The organism is Paenibacillus psychroresistens (genome assembly GCF_009728935.1).
GTDB classification, from domain to species: Bacteria; Bacillota; Bacilli; order Paenibacillales; family NBRC-103111; genus Paenibacillus_AC; species Paenibacillus_AC psychroresistens.
In genome coordinates this window covers 4387614-4404641 of record NZ_CP034235.1, presented here as the reverse complement: position 1 = coordinate 4404641, position 17028 = coordinate 4387614, and the positions used below count along the sequence as shown (strand labels likewise).

General features: G+C 40.4%; 21 protein-coding genes. 13 read left to right on the top strand and 8 right to left on the bottom strand.

Annotation, left to right across the window (positions count from 1 at the left end; all coding sequences use genetic code 11):
- Nucleotides 1–7 precede the first annotated feature (7 nt).
- Together EHS13_RS20055 and EHS13_RS20050 are read left to right on the top strand one after the other, a co-directional pair.
- Nucleotides 8–493: a hypothetical protein gene (locus tag EHS13_RS20055; RefSeq protein WP_155702099.1), complete on the top strand. Its 486-nt coding sequence runs from the start codon at nt 8–10 to the stop codon at nt 491–493.
- Between the two features lie 84 nt (nt 494–577).
- Nucleotides 578–883 (top strand): DUF1292 domain-containing protein, encoded by a 306-nt coding sequence (locus EHS13_RS20050; protein ID WP_155702098.1) that lies wholly within the window; start codon nt 578–580, stop codon nt 881–883.
- A 53-nt stretch (nt 884–936) separates the two neighbouring features.
- Here EHS13_RS20050 and EHS13_RS20045 read toward each other — a convergent pair whose 3' ends face one another.
- The gene (locus tag EHS13_RS20045; protein ID WP_155702097.1) at nt 937–1356 is read right to left on the bottom strand and encodes a DUF1885 family protein; all 420 of its coding nucleotides are present in this window, start codon (nt 1354–1356) and stop codon (nt 937–939) included.
- 69 nt (nt 1357–1425) lie between these two features.
- Nucleotides 1426–2895, bottom strand: coding sequence for an aminotransferase class I/II-fold pyridoxal phosphate-dependent enzyme (locus tag EHS13_RS20040; protein WP_155702096.1), 1470 nt, complete (start codon nt 2893–2895; stop codon nt 1426–1428).
- 136 nt (nt 2896–3031) lie between these two features.
- Here EHS13_RS20040 and EHS13_RS20035 point away from each other — a divergent pair, with 136 nt between their 5' ends.
- Nucleotides 3032–4318, top strand: a complete 1287-nt coding sequence (locus EHS13_RS20035) for an MFS transporter (protein ID WP_155702095.1) — start codon at nt 3032–3034, stop codon at nt 4316–4318.
- Complete coding sequence (locus EHS13_RS20030; RefSeq protein WP_155702094.1) at nt 4311–5495, top strand: MFS transporter; 1185 nt, start codon at nt 4311–4313, stop codon at nt 5493–5495. The genes EHS13_RS20035 and EHS13_RS20030 overlap by 8 nt, the downstream gene beginning before the upstream one ends.
- A gap of 62 nt (nt 5496–5557) precedes the next feature.
- Here the strand turns inward: EHS13_RS20030 and EHS13_RS20025 are convergent, their stop codons facing one another.
- The 5 genes from EHS13_RS20025 to EHS13_RS20005 form a co-directional block, all read right to left on the bottom strand.
- Nucleotides 5558–6220 (bottom strand): TetR/AcrR family transcriptional regulator, encoded by a 663-nt coding sequence (locus tag EHS13_RS20025; protein WP_155702093.1) that lies wholly within the window; start codon nt 6218–6220, stop codon nt 5558–5560.
- Nucleotides 6221–6266: 46 nt separating this feature from the next.
- Entirely contained in the window at nt 6267–7292 is a 1026-nt protein-coding gene (locus tag EHS13_RS20020) for an ABC transporter permease (RefSeq protein WP_155702092.1), read from the bottom strand.
- Entirely contained in the window at nt 7289–8017 is a 729-nt protein-coding gene (locus EHS13_RS20015) for an ABC transporter ATP-binding protein (RefSeq protein ID WP_155702091.1), read from the bottom strand. The genes EHS13_RS20020 and EHS13_RS20015 overlap by 4 nt, the downstream gene beginning before the upstream one ends.
- Nucleotides 8018–8169: 152 nt before the next feature.
- Nucleotides 8170–8850 carry a hypothetical protein gene (locus tag EHS13_RS20010; RefSeq protein ID WP_155702090.1) on the bottom strand — a complete coding sequence of 227 codons (681 nt, stop codon included), beginning with the start codon at nt 8848–8850 and terminating at the stop codon, nt 8170–8172.
- A 146-nt stretch (nt 8851–8996) separates the two neighbouring features.
- Nucleotides 8997–9629 carry a YktB family protein gene (locus EHS13_RS20005; RefSeq protein WP_155702089.1) on the bottom strand — a complete coding sequence of 211 codons (633 nt, stop codon included), beginning with the start codon at nt 9627–9629 and terminating at the stop codon, nt 8997–8999.
- A 221-nt stretch (nt 9630–9850) separates the two neighbouring features.
- Between EHS13_RS20005 and EHS13_RS20000 the strand changes: the two genes are divergently transcribed.
- From EHS13_RS20000 to EHS13_RS19990, 3 genes are all read left to right on the top strand, one after another.
- Nucleotides 9851–10447 (top strand): hypothetical protein, encoded by a 597-nt coding sequence (locus EHS13_RS20000; protein ID WP_155702088.1) that lies wholly within the window; start codon nt 9851–9853, stop codon nt 10445–10447.
- A gap of 194 nt (nt 10448–10641) precedes the next feature.
- Entirely contained in the window at nt 10642–12051 is a 1410-nt protein-coding gene (gndA, locus tag EHS13_RS19995; RefSeq protein ID WP_155702087.1) for an NADP-dependent phosphogluconate dehydrogenase, read from the top strand.
- Nucleotides 12052–12205: 154 nt separating this feature from the next.
- The gene (locus EHS13_RS19990; RefSeq protein WP_193571433.1) at nt 12206–12724 is read left to right on the top strand and encodes a shikimate kinase; all 519 of its coding nucleotides are present in this window, start codon (nt 12206–12208) and stop codon (nt 12722–12724) included.
- A 3-nt stretch (nt 12725–12727) separates the two neighbouring features.
- On the opposite strand, the gene EHS13_RS19985 is transcribed toward EHS13_RS19990, so the two are convergent.
- Complete coding sequence (locus EHS13_RS19985) at nt 12728–13015, bottom strand: rhodanese-like domain-containing protein (protein ID WP_155702085.1); 288 nt, start codon at nt 13013–13015, stop codon at nt 12728–12730.
- 160 nt (nt 13016–13175) lie between these two features.
- On the opposite strand from EHS13_RS19985, the gene aroA reads away from it, so the two are divergent.
- From aroA to EHS13_RS19955, 6 genes are all read left to right on the top strand, one after another.
- Entirely contained in the window at nt 13176–14471 is a 1296-nt protein-coding gene (gene aroA / locus EHS13_RS19980; RefSeq protein WP_155702084.1) for a 3-phosphoshikimate 1-carboxyvinyltransferase, read from the top strand.
- A gap of 35 nt (nt 14472–14506) precedes the next feature.
- A complete protein-coding gene (locus EHS13_RS19975; RefSeq protein ID WP_155702083.1) occupies nt 14507–15325 on the top strand; it encodes a C39 family peptidase in 819 nt (272 codons plus the stop codon).
- A 1-nt stretch (nt 15326) separates the two neighbouring features.
- Nucleotides 15327–15752, top strand: a complete 426-nt coding sequence (locus EHS13_RS19970) for a CoA-binding protein (RefSeq protein WP_155702082.1) — start codon at nt 15327–15329, stop codon at nt 15750–15752.
- A 93-nt stretch (nt 15753–15845) separates the two neighbouring features.
- Entirely contained in the window at nt 15846–16454 is a 609-nt protein-coding gene (locus tag EHS13_RS19965; protein ID WP_155702081.1) for a hypothetical protein, read from the top strand.
- Between the two features lie 27 nt (nt 16455–16481).
- Nucleotides 16482–16673, top strand: coding sequence for a hypothetical protein (locus EHS13_RS19960; protein ID WP_227013444.1), 192 nt, complete (start codon nt 16482–16484; stop codon nt 16671–16673).
- 18 nt (nt 16674–16691) lie between these two features.
- Complete coding sequence (locus tag EHS13_RS19955; RefSeq protein ID WP_155702079.1) at nt 16692–17018, top strand: spore coat protein; 327 nt, start codon at nt 16692–16694, stop codon at nt 17016–17018.
- Nucleotides 17019–17028 lie beyond the last annotated feature (10 nt).

Sequence of the window (17028 nt, the reverse complement as noted above, 5' to 3'; positions counted from 1 at the left end):
TAAACAGATGAATAGAGCTATATTTAAACAATTTCAGCTAGCCGCTTCAAATGAGGAATATAATGAATTACAGAATCTATTTGCGCATGGGGGCTATTCACTCTTCAGTCAGCTGCTTGAGGGTTTGAAGGAATATTTGGTAACCTGCGATGACAATATGATCGAACAAGCGCAACTGCTGATTTCCAAAGGCAGAGAAATCGTACCTCAGCCTGCAGTAATCAGTCCTTCTTGGGAGAAAGTCTGGGGAGAAATGGAACGTCTGATTTTTCATAAAAGCGAGGCGCTTCGCAGCATACCACTTGCAGATCGAGAAGGAGAATGGCAGGTTATCATGGACAATCCATATACCAATGAAGGGATTACTTGCTATCCTGCATTAACATTTTCCGATGCAGCCTATCTGTATGCTTATTTTCGCAAGGATTTGCGCAAAAATGAATATATTAGGCTTCAAAAAATTATTAATGTGGTTATGTCACATGGCGAATAATCACTTAATTTTTCAAATTGACCTGTTTCAGTGAAAATGTTACGATATGTAGGGAAAATATTTTGCAGGAAATGAGGTTGTACAATGAGTGAGCATATACATGATGAGAATTGTGACCACGATCATGATCATGATGAGAATGTGTTTGTAGTTACAGATGCAGAGGGTGTTGAGCATGAAATGGTAATGGTTTATACCTTTGAATCAAACCAACAAGCCTATGCAGTATTGCTAGACCGTAATGAACCTGAAGCAGATGGCGTTATCTTCCGTGTTGAAGAAGAGAATGAAGAAGCATATCTGGTAAGTATTGAAGAAGATGAAGAGTGGGATCGAGTTGTAGCCATATACAATGAAATTGCTGCAAAAGAAGCAGAAGAAGACAACTAACAAAAAAGAACCAATGACATGTTGCAAGCTGTCATTGGTTCTTTTTTTGTCTATTATTTGCGGGGGTTGAAGTACATAACCCGACCGTTGAAAAGGTGAAGCTCCGCTTTAAATTGTTTTCCGAGATGCTTGCAGAATTCATTGGCCTTGGATTTATCACCAAAGGTTGAATCATCCGGCAATACAGCTTGTACATAGTTCCTTACCAATTCTCCTTGAGTTTCGCTGCCAACTCCAAGAACAATGTGTTTGTAGCTAGCATCTTTGCCTTTTAGATAAAACCACTTGCCTTCACCTTCAGGCTTGCTTTCGACCGTATAAGGAAAACCGGCTGCATCGTATTCCCAACCCAATTGCTGTCCCGTTAAAGCTAGCTGATCTCTATATTTGGCCAAATGATCTTGTAATTCGTCCAATGTCATGGAGGAAACAGTCGAGCCTTCAACAAACTTGATAAATGCACTTTGACTCACGATTACACCTACTTCTGTTTAAGTTCAATCCATATCATAGCATTCGAAGGTGTTATTTTCAATTAGAACTTATGAAATTGCCGTCGTTTCCACAATCACTTTGACATACTCCACACTGCGATCTTCTGGCCCTTTCACAGGCAGTCCAACCTCAACGTGCTCAATGATATAATTAATATTACGTTGCGAGATAACTTCACCCGGAAGCAAGATAGGGATACCAGGTGGATATACATAAATAAATTCAGCAATAATTCGACCAGCGGATTCTTTAAACGGAATTATTTCGGTATCACCATAGAATGCATCACGTGGAGATAAGGAAAGCTGGGGAATGTCTGGGATTTTTACAATCAATTCATTAGCTTCTTTTAACTCGTAATGCTCAACGGATAAACGACGAAGCGCCGTCAATAGAATCTCGACGTTCTCAGCTACATCTCCAGTTGTGATCAAACAGAGAATATTGTACATATCGCTTAATTCCACTTCAATGTTATAAGTATCTCGCAACCAATTTTCAACATCGTAGCCAGTCAAGCCTAGCTTGCGGACTTGGATCGTTATTTTGGTTGGATCATAGCTAAAAGTGGCTTCAGTGCCTAAGATTTCAGTTCCAAAGCAGTACAAGCCAGGGATTTTGTTGATTTCATCACGGGTATATTGAGCTAGATTAATCGTTTTTTCAGCCATTGCTTGGCCATGAAGAGCCAAGTGACGACGCGATGTATCCAAGGATGCCAACAGGATGTATGAAGTTGATGTTGTGGTAAGCATGCTAATAATTGTTTGTACACGCTTGGAATTAATCAAGGGACCTCTGATGTTAAGAATGGAGCTTTGCGTCATCGAGCCACCAAGCTTATGTACGCTCGTTGCCGCCATATCGGCTCCTGCTTGCATTGCTGACATAGGCAGCTTGTCGTGAAAATGAATTAACACGCCATGCGCTTCATCGACAAGAACAGGGATATGATACGTGTGGACGAGATCTACGATTTCTTTTAAGTTTGTGCATACACCATAATAGGTTGGATTAATGACAAGCACAGCTTTGGCATCGGGATGCTTCAAAAGTGCCTTTTTAACCGAGCTTAATGTAATGCCGTGATCGATCCCAAGATTGGAATCACTTGTAGGCGAAATGAAGACAGGTTTAGCACCTGAGAAAATAATCGCAGACATAACCGATTTATGTACATTGCGCGGCACAATAATCTTGTCACCTTCCGTACACACGGACATAATCATCGTCATTATGGCTCCGCTTGTTCCTTGTACAGAAAAAAAGGTATAATCGGCTTGGAATGCATCGGCTGCCAATATTTGTGCTTCTTCAATAACACCAGTAGGCTGATGAAGATCATCCAATGGAGCAATATTAATTAAATCAATCGATAAAGCGTTATCTCCAATAAAGGCCCTGAATTCTGGGTCCATACCGACGCCTTTCTTATGACCTGGAATATGAAATTGAATAGGGTTCTGCTCTGCGTGGTGGAGTAAGGCAGAAAACAGGGGAGTGCGATGATGATCCATCTGGACATCTATCCCTTCTACAGTAGAATGAGTTTGATTAGTTCAAACACAGTTGAGTATAACAAAATAGGACAAGGATGCAAGTAAATGTTTAGTGAAATTCAATAATTAACCAAAGCAATAACGGAGGTTGGTCATGGCAACAAAGCTGTTAAAAGAAAAGCTGGTTCCCAAAACGATATTTTCAGGGTTTGTACTAAAGCTCCTTTTCATTATGTTTTTTGTGGAATTTGTTAAGGGAGCATTAATTATTACTTTTTTACCGATTTATCTAGATGATGTGCTTAAAGTGGGAGCTTTAGTCATCGGTTGGACATTAGCCGTGCAATATCTTGGAGATAATCTATTGCGAACACCCATTGGGTGGTTAATTGATCAAATAGGCTATCGTGCATGTATGCTTACAGGAGTCCTTTCTACATTTGCCTCTGTTGCTATCATTGCCACGACATCAAGCTATTTTTGGATTATTGTTGCATGTGCTTTGTTAGGTATGGGAACAGCTCCATTATGGCCATGCGTGATAACAGGAACAACGGAGATAGCAGGGGAGAAGCAACGCGGCACCATAATGGGCGTTGTTTACATGGCTTGGCTTTCAGGGGTTGGTTTAGGTCCTTTTGTGATTACTTTTTTCATTGGCAACGATCATTATCAATCCGCCTTTAGACTGCTTATTGGTATTATGATTGCCGTTGTTATTGTTGCCTTCCTACTGCCAGGGATGGAAAAGCATTTGCAGTCCAAAGAAGCAGAAAAGGCAAAAATGCAAAAAAATGCTGCACACGTTGGATTGAAGCGACCAGGCAATCGATTTCAACGAGCTCAGCAATATTTAAACGAAGTGCGCAAGTCACTCACTATGAGTCCTTTGATGTTTCCAGCTATGTTTTTCCAAACCTTTGCATTGGGGCTGCTTACTCCCGTTTTAACCTTATATGCTACTAAAATCTTGGCATTGTCCGGAGAACAATATCGTTATTTTTTGCTTGCAGGTGGTTTAGTCACCGTTTTATTCATGGTGCCTGTTGGTAAATTGGTCGATCGTTGGGGAACCAAATGGTTTTTACATATAGGTTTTTTACTAAGCTCACTGGTATTGCTTGGTTTTACTTATACCCGCTCTATGCCAATGCTGTATACGCTGGTTGTTTTACTGGGAGCAAGTTATGCACTGCTGATCCCCGCATGGAATGCTTTGATCGCTGCCGCGATTCCACCGGAGAAAAGAGGGGCTGTATGGGGCTTCTTCTTAACCATTGAAGGGTTGGGCACAACGATTGGACCTGTTGTTTCGGGGAAGATTTGGGATGATATAAGCTACCACGCGCCGTTTTTAGCTAGTGGAAGCGTATTGTTCGTATTGTTCTTTGTTCATATTTATATCTCACAGAAAAATAAGGGGGTTTTACAGCATGAATAGGCAAATGGTTACGATAATGCTGCTGTTAATGACCGTTTTTATTGGTTTTGGAATCATCATACCGATATTACCGGCAATGGTGGAGAGTACAGGCGGGGCTCAATTCCATTTGGCCTTGTTGCTTTCTTTATACTCAGCGGCTTCTTTTTTTATGTCCCCGGTTTGGGGGTCTTTATCCGATAAAATTGGCCGCAAACCAATTCTTTTAATTGGCCTATGTGGATTTGGGATTAGCTTTTTTATCTTTGGCATTTCAGGCGGTCATTTATTCTGGATGTACACTTCTCGTATCTTCGGCGGTTTTTTCTCAGGAGCGGTTACAGCTTGTGCGGTTGCATATGTCGCTGATATAACAACAGAAGAGAATCGTACAAAAGGCATGGGCTTAGTTGGGATGGCCATTGGCTTAGGCTTTATTTTTGGACCGCCGATTGGTGGATTGTTAAGTCTTGTTTCACTGGAATTGCCTTTTTATGTAGCCTCCTTTTTATCCTTTTCACTTGTTGTACTAGCAGCTCGAATGCTCGTAGAATCATTGCCTAAATCTAAACGGACTCTGGCTACCGCAGAGAAGGTTTCACGCTGGATTGCTTTCTCGGGAGCTATTAAATATTTGTATTTGCTTTCTTTCTTTGTCTCCTTTTCATTGGCAGGCTTGGAAGCTACTTTTCAATATTTTCAAATAAAGCAAATTGGTGCGACTCCATTTGAGGTTAGCATGATGTTTCTGGCAAGTGGAATTGTTGGTGCGGTTATCCAAGGCGGAGTTGTTCGCAAGCGAATTAAAAAGGGTGGTGAAATGAAAGCCATTCTGATTGGGCTAATCTTATCATCCGCAGGCTTTTTTCTAATCCTAGCTTCGAATAGTGTATTAACAGCAGCCATTTACATGTCCGTTTTCGGGGCAGGCAACGCACTCATACGTCCATGTGTAATCTCTTTAATCACACAGAGAACGACAGTAGGGCAAGGAGTAGCTACAGGACTAAATTCTTCTATGGATAGCTTAGGACGCATTTTAGGGCCTTTGGTAGGTTTGGGATTATATGGGGTTACGATTTCCTTGCCGTTTTTATTCAGCGGTCTCTTATCGTTAGCGGCGATATATCTATTAATTCGTTATATCAGCGCTGAGGCCAAACGCCGAGCCCATGAAAAAGCCGGCTTAAATTACTGAATTCTAAAAAAAGCTGTATCCTTGTTGATGAGGATGCAGCTTTTTTTGTTATTGAGTTATTCTCATTCGCGTGGAGCTAAACCATGCATAATGAAATCGATGCTATATTCGATTTCTTGCTCTTCGTCCCAATCCAATTCCGGTAACAAGAAGAAGCGTGCAAAGCAAAAGCCAATCAATACCGAAACGGATACACGTACAGCTACATGACTTGGTATAGCAATGATCTGCCCATCACTTTGAAAATGCTCAACAACTTCCTGCAAGCGATTAAATACCTTTTTGGCAATGTGTTCTTTAAATTGGGCTTGCAGCTCGCTTTGAAAAGGCAGCTCATGCAGCATTATTTTAATTATCGGTAAATTATTACGAGCAAACTCCATACGGTTCTTAATAACTGCTCTCAGGAAATCCTCATACTTGGGATAGGCAGAATGAAGTACCTTATTAAAATCCTTAAGTACGAAAGGGGCGATTAACTTTGTCATCATTGGTGCTACTATGGATAACAATAAATCTTTTTTCGTTTTATAATGACGGAAAATAGTTCCTTCGGCTACTCCAGCCTTTTGGGCAATTTCACTTGTCGATGATGCCGCATAACCTTTTTCTGAGAATGTTTCAACGGCAGCTTTAATAATTTTAATTTGTTTGTCTGTCATTTTTGCATCCAAATCGTTGATTCGCAGCATTTCAGCAACCCATTGTTCCATTTCTTCACTCATCCAACCACCCTGCAATTCTCCATATTTCTATCTGGGCAATACTTTACTATATTTTACGGTGCTTACGCAATGCAAGTACATTTGCAGCCATGAAGAATAGGGATAAAGCCAATAACACATAAACATTTAGGGCAATGGCGTCCCAGCCTTTCCCGCGAATCATGATATTTTTAAGTGCCTCAGCCCCGTAGGTCAGCGGCATAATCTTACTTAACCATTGCATCCACTGCGCCATATTATCCATATTAAACAGCCCAGAAAGGAAGATCTGCGGGACAATTACCAAGGGGATGAACTGAATCATCTGAAATTCGGTATTGGCAAATGTAGATAAGAATATTCCGAGCGTTAGGGCAGTCAGCGACATTAATAAGGTGATCAGTAAAACAAACCAGAAGGATCCTACAAGCATTAGCCCTAACACTTGCGTGGCGAACCAGGCAATAAGCGAAGCTTGCAGCATTGTAAATATACCGAATCCGAGTACATAGCCTGCAACAATTTCCCATCGCTTAAGCGGCGTTGCCAGCAATCTTTCCAAAGTTCCACTGGTACGTTCTTTCAAAAAAGAAACACCAGCAATTAAGAAAACGAAAAAGAAAGCAAAAAAGCCTACGAAAACAGGTCCTAAATTATCAAAAGCTTCAAGCTTATCTGTTCCGTATAAATAAGTAATTTGGGGAGTTACAGCATTAGGAACAGGACTAATCTGCTGTATGGCTTTTTGTAATAGCATTATAACCGTTTTACTTGATGCCGGATTGCTGCCTTCTAATTGAATCGAAGGTACTGAACCATTAAAGCTAATTACGGCATCTATTTGTGAACTTTCTATCTCTGACTTTGCTTCCTCTGCAGAATAAGAAGTAACGGAAGCCCCCTGTTTAGCAAGATTTTCACTTAAAATAGCAGGTACGTTGACTAGACCTATTTTGGCTAAGCTGGATCCACCACTGAATACCAATGACATCATGTACAAGATCAGGATAGGGGCTACAAACATGAGGGCTAGTGTTCGTTTATCATGAATAAACTGTTTAAGAATACGAACGATCAGTGCTTGAACTCTCATGATTTAACACCCTCATAATAAAGAAAAGCTTCTTCAATTGTGTTTGTTCCAGTTTGTTGCTTTAATTCGGCCGGTGAGCCTACAGCAATGAGTTTGCCTTCACGGATCATACCTAGACGATGGCATTTATCTGCTTCATCCATGACATGTGTAGTCACAATAATCGTTGTGCCTTGCTGACTTAAACGAGTGAATTCGTCCCAGATGGATTTTCTCAATACCGGATCAATTCCAACTGTTGGTTCATCCAGAATCAGAACCTTAGGTTTATGCAGCAGGGCAATGGCAAGTGATAACCTTCGCTTCATTCCTCCAGAATAGCTGGCAACTGATTTTTTCAAAAAGGCTTGCAGATCTACTAATTCCATAACTTCTTGAATTCTTATTTTGCGGGCAGCAGCGTTTAAACCGAATAATGCCGCGAAGAATTCGAGATTTTCCTGTGCACTTAGCTCCATATAAAGCGCATCGGATTGTGACATGTAACCGATTTGATTCATCATCTCGAGCTTGGGCATGGAGACATCTAACAAGCGGATATCCCCAGATGTAGCTACATCAATACCAGAGATTAGCTTCACTAATGTGGTTTTTCCAGACCCAGATGGCCCAAGCAAACCGAAAATTTGTGACTTCGGTACCTCCAGCGTGATGTCTTGGAGAACGACTTGATTGCCAAACTTTTTATAGACATGGTCTACCTTTACACAGCTGTTTGAAAGCATAGTATAATCACCCCTTAAAATAAAGTGAGTAATCACTCACTAATTAATTAAAGTATATCTTTAGGAGATAGAAATGTAAAGTGAGTAATCACTTATTTTTAACTCAAATAAAAAGCTGCCCTAGAAAGTCAGAGGCAGCTTGATATTCATTATTATTTGGCTTTATGGTCAACCGCTTTTTCAAGAAATGGAGTCATCTTGTCTTTAATTTTTATAATCAGCTGATCCTTGCTTATACCATTGGCTGCGGCAATCTCTGTGATCGATTTCCCAGCCTTAAGCTGCTCAACAAGCTTTTCTTGCGGTATGCCTATGATCGTGGCTAGCTTTTCGGGGCTCATCATTTGCCTAGCCTCATGTTGAAATGGTTTTTTGTGATCTTTGGCATGAAGCTCCAATAAATGCTTACTTCGAATCATGAAAGTGATATGCTCTTGCATTTTTGCTTTGATATGGTCGGCTTTTTCTTGGGTGATTGTACCTGATCTGACAGCTTCATCAACTTTAAGAATCCGCAATGCCAAAAGCCTGCTGGTAAAATCGGTTTCGCTCAAACCTTGCTCTACTGCTAAATCAAGTAAGCTTTTGCCTTCCTTTAGAGATTGTTTAATCTTGTCAGATTGAAGGCCAAGAATTGTAGCGGATTCCTCAATAATGGGGAAGGATCTTCTTTTAATTTCTTTTGTGGGTGCTGCCTGAGTGCGGGAAGCTCCTAAGCCCAATCCATCTGCCATTGCTGTAGAGCTTGTACCTTGGACAATAATAGTACTGCTAAGAATAATCGAAAGGGCTAAGAAGCTAGCCCATATTTTATTGCGTCGTGAACTATCCATGTTTACGAACCTCCTCAGAGTTTTTGTGAGAAAACTAGCATCGTAAGCTTAAGCTGAATATTAAGTCTCCTTACTATGTTACACAAAAAGCTTAATTTTTAGTTAAAAAGGCGTAAATTTTTTATAATTTTTGTAAATTACCTTTATTAGGAGGCCGCACAAGCCATTTTATAGAGCGGAATAAGTGACTCAACAATAGATTTAGCTTCCTGTGAGAATGCTTCTCCGTCTTGAAGAATGGGGTCATCAGCAAGAAAGTGACGCCCGATCAGCAGTTCAACCTTTTGAATGTCGCGGAATCTCTCAAGCCCATGCTTCCATTCTTTTTCCGACAGCTTGCCCGAAGTAACAGATTCCTTCTGCATATGATCAAATGAAATTACATAATCTTTAGGGATCAGTTTTTTAATTTTAGTCAGCTGGCGCAGGTAGCTTTCGGCAATAGCCTTTTTGTGGGGCAATTCATAAATCAAGGCAAACCAAACGAATACATGATCATCAAAAAGACCAACCTGGAAATGAGGATGCTGCTTATAACCACGTTTATTGTTGCTAATGGCTAGCCATGTATCTTTTGGTGCATTAACTTTTCTGCGTGCATGTCTGGCAATATGTAAATACATTTCGTTTCCTGCAAGCATTGCAGTTTCATTGCATAAGATATCTCCTAAGGCTTTAAATTTAGGCTGAATTCTTTCTTTAATAGCGATCATCCGGTTCTCAAGACCGTCGATTGTAAAAGTAGCAAAGTCGGTTGGTGCAAATCCTGTAAATGACATAGTTGATCTTCCTTTATGATTTATTTATTTGTAGAGTATAACACAGACCTAGAGATTAGCTCTAAAAAATGTAGCTTTGACACGTTGCTATTAGAGCGGTTTCATAATAAAATATGAAGTATACTGGTTAAAGAGCGACGTGTTCTTTTACCAGTAGATAACCATTACCTATACACATGAGTATTCTGTCAAAACAGGGATCGAATTTGGGAGGGATGGCAATGAGCAGAAGTCATGAAGTCGAATATTGCAATCTAGAACTAAGGTTTGACCGCCGTCTTATCCGGAATTTCATTAAAAGCTTGATTCAGGAAGGGTATTCCCTATATTGGAATGAAGGCGAGAATCAATTCACTGTCTCGATTCGAACAGGGCGTAAGCTAGTTAAGTTAATATTCCAAAGGATAGGAGACCGTTTCAAAATCGTTGGAGATTATTGCTTTAAAGATGACAAGCTAGCTGAGCTGATGGAAAAGATGATTGGCGACACTCGGGGGCATGCTGTAGTTAAGCGGTTTAGAGATCGGCAGATTCTGATTGAGAGCATTATGTTTGGCGAAATTATTCGGATGGTTGAAATTAATGGGATGGAGCACAAGATCCTCTTTCAACGAGATCCAGTTATTACTGTGCTAGAAATGAAGCAGGCGATCTTATCCCAGCGTATTGAACAGCGGATACCTGTACTGCGATTGGAGCTGGATTATGCGCTAATTGAGCTGTATGACGCTCTTGAAGCCAAGAATGCTGAGGAAATAGCCAGGATTAAATCCAAGCTGCAAGAGCTGCAAGAGGAAATGTTTAAACTCGAAGTATAAGGATGGTAGTCGATGATTAGAACCGAATATTGAAGATCTTTGTGCTTTTTAAGCCAAAGGTCTTTTTTTGTTTATGAAATCGACAATAATAAAAATTTAGCGATTTTTTGAGAAAAAATTTTTACCAAATGAGTTCCTGTGTTATTATAATTTTTAGAATAATAACGAAAATATAGAGAGGTTGTTGAATAGGAATGGGAAAACAACAAATTGGAGTGGTGGGTTTAGCCGTAATGGGCAAGAATCTCGCCTTGAACATTGAAAGCAGAGGGTTTTCGGTTTCTTTATTCAATCGTTCACCTGAAAAAACACATGAATTGGTTGCTGAAGCACCTGGGAAGAATGTTGTTGGCACATTTACTATCGAAGAATTTGTGGAGTCTTTAGAAATTCCGCGCAAGATATTGATCATGGTTAAAGCAGGACAAGCAACGGATGATACCATTAACCAATTGGTGCCTTTTTTAAGCCAAGGAGATATTCTGATTGATGGAGGAAACGCCTTTTTTCCAGATACCCAAAGACGTAATAAAGACCTTCAGGCACTGGGCTTCCGTTTTATTGGCACAGGTGTTTCTGGTGGAGAAGAAGGCGCGTTAAAAGGGCCTGCAATTATGCCAGGCGGCCAAGAAGATGCATACAAGCTGGTAGAGCCTATCTTAACAGCCATTTCGGCTAAGGTGAACGGCGAACCTTGCTGTACTTATATTGGACCTGATGGAGCCGGACATTACGTTAAAATGGTTCATAATGGCATCGAGTATGGAGATATGCAATTAATTTGTGAGGCCTATCAGCTATTGAAGGACGTACTAAACGTCGACACTACTGAATTACATGAAATCTTCTCCGAGTGGAATCGTGGAGAATTGGATAGCTATTTAATCGAAATTACAGCTGATATTTTCTCAAAGAAAGATCCTGAAACAGGCAGCCCGATGGTGGATGTGATTCTTGATTCTGCAGGACAAAAAGGAACAGGGAAATGGACAAGCCAAAGTGCTTTAGATTTGGGAGTTCCGCTTTCCATTATTACAGAATCTGTTTTTACCCGCTTCATTTCTGCAATGAAGGAAGAACGTGTTGCAGCAAGCAAGCTGCTTAGCGGTCCTACCAATAAACAGTATGATGGTGATGCTAAAGAATTCATTGAAGCAGTTCGTAAAGCTTTATATGCTAGTAAAATTTGTTCGTATGCCCAAGGTTTTGCACAGATGAGAGCAGCTTCGGATGCTTATAATTGGGATTTGAACTACGGTAAAATTTCAATGATTTTCCGCGGAGGCTGTATTATCAGAGCCGCATTCTTACAGAACATTAAAGATGCTTATGATCGCGATCCGGAATTAAGAAATTTATTATTAGATCAATATTTTAGTGATGTTATTGCCAATTATCAAGAAGCTTGGAGAGATGTAATCGCGTTAGCAGTAAAACGTGGAATCCCAGTTCCATGCTTTGCATCGGCTTTAGCTTATTATGACAGCTACCGTACAGCAAGACTGCCAGCTAACCTATTGCAAGCGCAAAGAGATTATTTCGGTGCACATACTTTCGAACGCGTAGATAAAGCAGGCAGCTTCCATTTCCAATGGATGGAATAGAGTAGCAGTACAAATCATAAGAATTGCGGCTCTACACATGGTGGTTGAAGTAGGTCCTTTATATAGGGATCTGGTTCAGCCACGTTTTTTTGTAATTAAATTTAACCGTTTCTTATGATATGATAGACCATGTTTAGAGGAAGAGGGGATTAGCATGCAGCACAATAACATCGTGCTAGTGGGTTTTATGGGCACAGGTAAATCAACGGTCGGGCGGTTTCTAGCTGAGAAACTAAGCTGGGAATTAATTGATACGGATCATTACATAGAGAAACAAGAGGAAATGAGTATTGCGGAGCTTTTTACTAAGCATGGCGAGGTTTATTTTAGAGAAATTGAAACACGTGCCATACAATCGATTATGGTTAAAAGTAATCAAGTGATTGCCACAGGTGGAGGTGCAGTTCTTGCGGAAGCGAATAGAGTGTGCCTTAAGGAAAATGGGTTTGTAGTAGCACTTACTGCATCCCTTGAAACCATCATCCAAAGGGTCGGGGGAGATCGGAATCGTCCGTTGTTGCTGGGGAAAGCTGCGGAGATAGTGCCGCAATTATTGCAAAAACGCAAGCATGCCTATGATTTTGCTGACTACACAATTTCAACGGATCGCTTGCGCATTGAATTCATTGCCCAACGTTTGTTGGTCGCTTATCGCAAACAAACAAAGGGTTAACCATTACCATTGAAGCATGCCGCCATCCATATTGAATAAGTTTTTATAGCCTTGATTTTCTAAGAATTCATAAGCTTTTTGACTTCTTTTACCACTGCGGCAAACGAGAATTATGTCACCCTGCTGCTGAATTTCTTGATAACGCGAAGGAATATCACCTAATGGGATATGGATTGCACCCGGAATCATACCTTCAGCAACCTCATCCGATTCACGTACGTCGATTATGGTTATTTGCGCGCCTTGGCTTAATCGTTCCTTTAAATCAATAGTTGAAATGCTTTGAATCATCAGTCTCAAATCCTTCCTTAATCCAGATAAGTTCACTTAATTATGATAAGTTCATTGGATTCTGTTGTCAATCGATCTAAGCTTTGCACGAGTACGTTCCTAAGCTACGTTGTTTATGTTAAACTTAAAGAATAAAGTCATCTAAAGGAGATTCAATCCCATGAAAGCAATTGTAAAACCTGCCGTTCGTTTGCAGGGGGAAATTAACGCGCTATCCTCTAAAAATTATACAACTCGTTATTTATTAATTGGTGCTTTAGCCGAAGGGACGAGTTTGATTTACTATCCAGCCCACAGTGATGATAGTGACGCTATGCGCCGCTGTATTCGTGACCTAGGAGCTATTATTGAAGAAGATGATGAGAAAATAACGATCACGGGATTTGGATCTAATCCAAGTGATATTAAAGAGTTGAATGTTGGCAACGCGGGGGCTGTACTTCGTTTTCTAATGTCAGTAGCAGCATTTTCTCCAGAAGTAACTTTTGTCAATACTTATCCTCAATCCCTAGGAAAACGCCCTCATCATGACTTGATTGATGCTTTGGAGCAAATGGGTGTAACAGTCAAGCATAATGAGGGGAAATTGCCAATTACTATTCTTGGTGGACAGCCTCGTGGTGGCAAAATTACGGTTTCAGGCAATGTCAGCTCACAGTTTTTAAGCTCTTTGCTATTCATGCTCCCATTGTTGGATGAGGATAGTGAAATTGAGGTGCTTCACGATCTTAAATCCAAAGTTATTGTCGGACAAACCTTAGAAGTATTAGAGATGGCTGGCATAGTAGTCGAAGCGAGCGATGACTTAATGTCATATCGGATTAAAGGCAAGCAGAAATATGCGCCACAGAAATATGTGGTTCAAGGTGACTATCCTGGTTCTGCCGCCATATTAGCTGCAGCGGCAGTTACACATTCAGATGTTAAGATATTCCGCTTAGCCGAGCAAAGCAAGCAAGGAGAACGCGCGGTTGTTGATGTTCTAAAGGCGATGGGTGTAAATCTAACCCACGAAAATGGGATTGTGCATGTATTAGGTAATCAACAGCTGAAAGCTGGGGAATTTGACGGAGATCACTTTACCGATGCAGTACTTGCTATGGTAGCAGCTGCTGTTTTTGCCGAAGGGACTTCCCGTTTCTATAATGTCGAGAATCTACGTTACAAAGAATGTGACCGCATTACTGATTTTGTTCGTGAGTTAGTAAAAGCTGGAGCAGATGTGGAAGAAACCCAGAGTGAAATCATTGTTCATGGAATGCCTGAAGGCGTGGCCGGCGGAGTTGATATTGATGCCCACTATGATCATCGTGTGATTATGGCTTTAACAGTTGTGGGGCTTCGATCCAAAAAAGGCTTGGTCATTCATGATGCACATCATGTTGCTAAATCGTATCCGCAATATTTTCGACATTTGCTCGCCTTGGGTGCTGAAATTGAACTAGTCGAAGATTAATTTTTCGGAAAAATATAGGGTAAGCGTGGTGTGACATGACTTCTTTTGGGCAGATGATGAAATATAGCTTAAGTGTCATGCTCATTATCGTTTTAGCTTTTTCAAGCGGTGCATTCGGTATTCTGATCTATGGAAAATTTACGGAAGATGTCGAATATCCTGTCAATCTGAGTAGTGGTTCCAATGGTGAAATAGTTGCTCCAGTAACTCCAGCTCCATCGAATAAACCAGTTGCGTTAACTAGAAAAGCTTCAGCAATGTTAAAAGCACCGATAATCTCACAATACCCGGAGCTAAGATCAGGCTGTGAGATTACTACCTTAGCGATGCTGCTGCAGTTTTATGGAATCAAAAAGGGGAAGCTAGACCTGCTAGCGGACATGCCTTATGATAAAACGCCAGTAAAAGTAGACGGTAAGAATAAGATAATTTCCTGGGGGAACCCGAATATTGGTTTTGTCGGTGATGTAACCGGCCGTAAAAAAGGCTTTGGGATTTACCATACCGCGTTAATGGAGGTACTGCAGAAATATGTGCCTACAGCCGTTGATTTGACTGGGAAATCATTCGAAGCTCTTGAGGATAAGATAGCGGAAGGTATACCCGTAGAAGTTTGGACAACAAGTAAATTCCAAGATTCCGTAAACTGGACTATTTGGGATACCTCGCTGGGACCTTTTCGTGCAACCTTTTCCGAGCATGCTGTTTTATTGGTTGGGTATGATAAGGATAATGTTTATGTCAACGATCCATTAACGGGCTTAAGCCAAGTAAAGATTAACAAAGCTTTGTTTATTCGCACATGGGAATTGATGGAAAAGCAAGCGATATCCTATAATAAAGGAGCAATTTAAAATGGCTTTTGAAAATCCAGATCGTGAAGAAATTAAACAATTGTTAGTTGAAAGCAAGATCATTGCTGTTGTTGGATTATCGGACAACCCAGATCGTACCTCCTATATGATTGCAGAAGCGATGCAGAAAAGTGGCTATCGGATTATTCCTGTCAATCCTAATGCGGAGCAAATTCTCGGGGAAAAAAGCTATGCATCTTTAACGGAAGTTCCAGAGCAGATTGATATCGTCAACGTTTTTAGACGCAGTGAGCATATTGTTCCCATTGCAGAGGAAGCTGTAAAAGTAAAAGCTAAAGTCCTTTGGCTGCAGCAGGGAGTTTATAATGAGGAAGCAGCTTCTTTGGCAAGTGAACAAGGATTAACTGTTATAATGGATCGTTGTATTAAAGTTGAACATGCGATACTTGTACCAAGAAACCATTAGTTCCCTATAATAAAATAAGGATGTTCCGACAAAGCTAAGTAAGGCTTCATGTAACCCATGAGGACTAACTTAGCTTTTTTAGGAGGATGTTACGTGAATAATCAGAATTTCTCGCAAGGACAATCCCAATATGGTAGTAATCAGAAAAGTTTTCAACCATCCGGATTTGTGCAATCTAGCTACAATCAGAGTCAATCGCCAAATTTCGGGATGAATCAACAAAACGAAAACTCACAATCTTACCGAACATCACAATATTATGGGAATCAACAAAATCAACAAAACCAACAAGGGCAATATGGAATGAATTCAAATCAATCTAGTTCACAACAAAACCAATTTCCTTCACATAGAGTCATTGGGACCTCCAATAGCACATCTTTTGGAAATAACAGCTTCTCAGGAAATAGTTCAATGGGAAGCAACAATAATTCACCACAATCCTTTCGGAAAAGCAACTATTCTGGAAATCAACAAAATCAGCAACAAAGTTCGTTGCCCTATAATACACAACAATATATGAACCACAATGTTAACGCCAACCAAAATCACAGTAATTTCCAAAATCAGCCACAAAGTTCACTACCTTACAATACACAACAATATCTTAACAATAACAATAACAATAACCAAAGCCAAAACCAAAATCAAAACCAATCACAAAATCAAAACAACACAGGATTTTATAGCCAAGGTAACTGAATGGCAGACACTCAGACTTCTACAATCATGAATCGCCAGGTGATCACAGATAAAGAATTGCATTATGTAAAAGATTTTTTGTCTTGGGAGCTCCTGGCTATGAAGAAATGCAAGGATGCGGCTAATCAATGTACAGATTCAGATCTGAAAAATTTGATTCTGCAAACAGGTGAAAAGCATAAACAGCACTATCAGAGTATTTTAGCGCAACTCCACTAAATTAAATGGGGGATATCCATGGCTGTTGAGCTCGCAATGCCTAAACCCGTTGGAGAACCTCAGGTGAAGGGTCCGGAATTTAACGATCTGGATCGGATCACAGATATTCTTACAACGGAAAAGCATCTGGCTAATAACTATAGCGTGGGCTTGAGTGAAATGCAGAAACCAGAGCTGCGTAAGGTCATTCAAGATGTCTTGAAGAATACTCAGGATACCCAAGCACAAATCTTTGATCAGATGTTTCAAAAGGGCTGGTACAAGATGAAGGTTGCAGATAAGCAAGAGATAGAAGCAGCTAAAACCCAATTCAGTAACTACAGTTCACAATTCCCTCAATTTTAATAGACTCAGA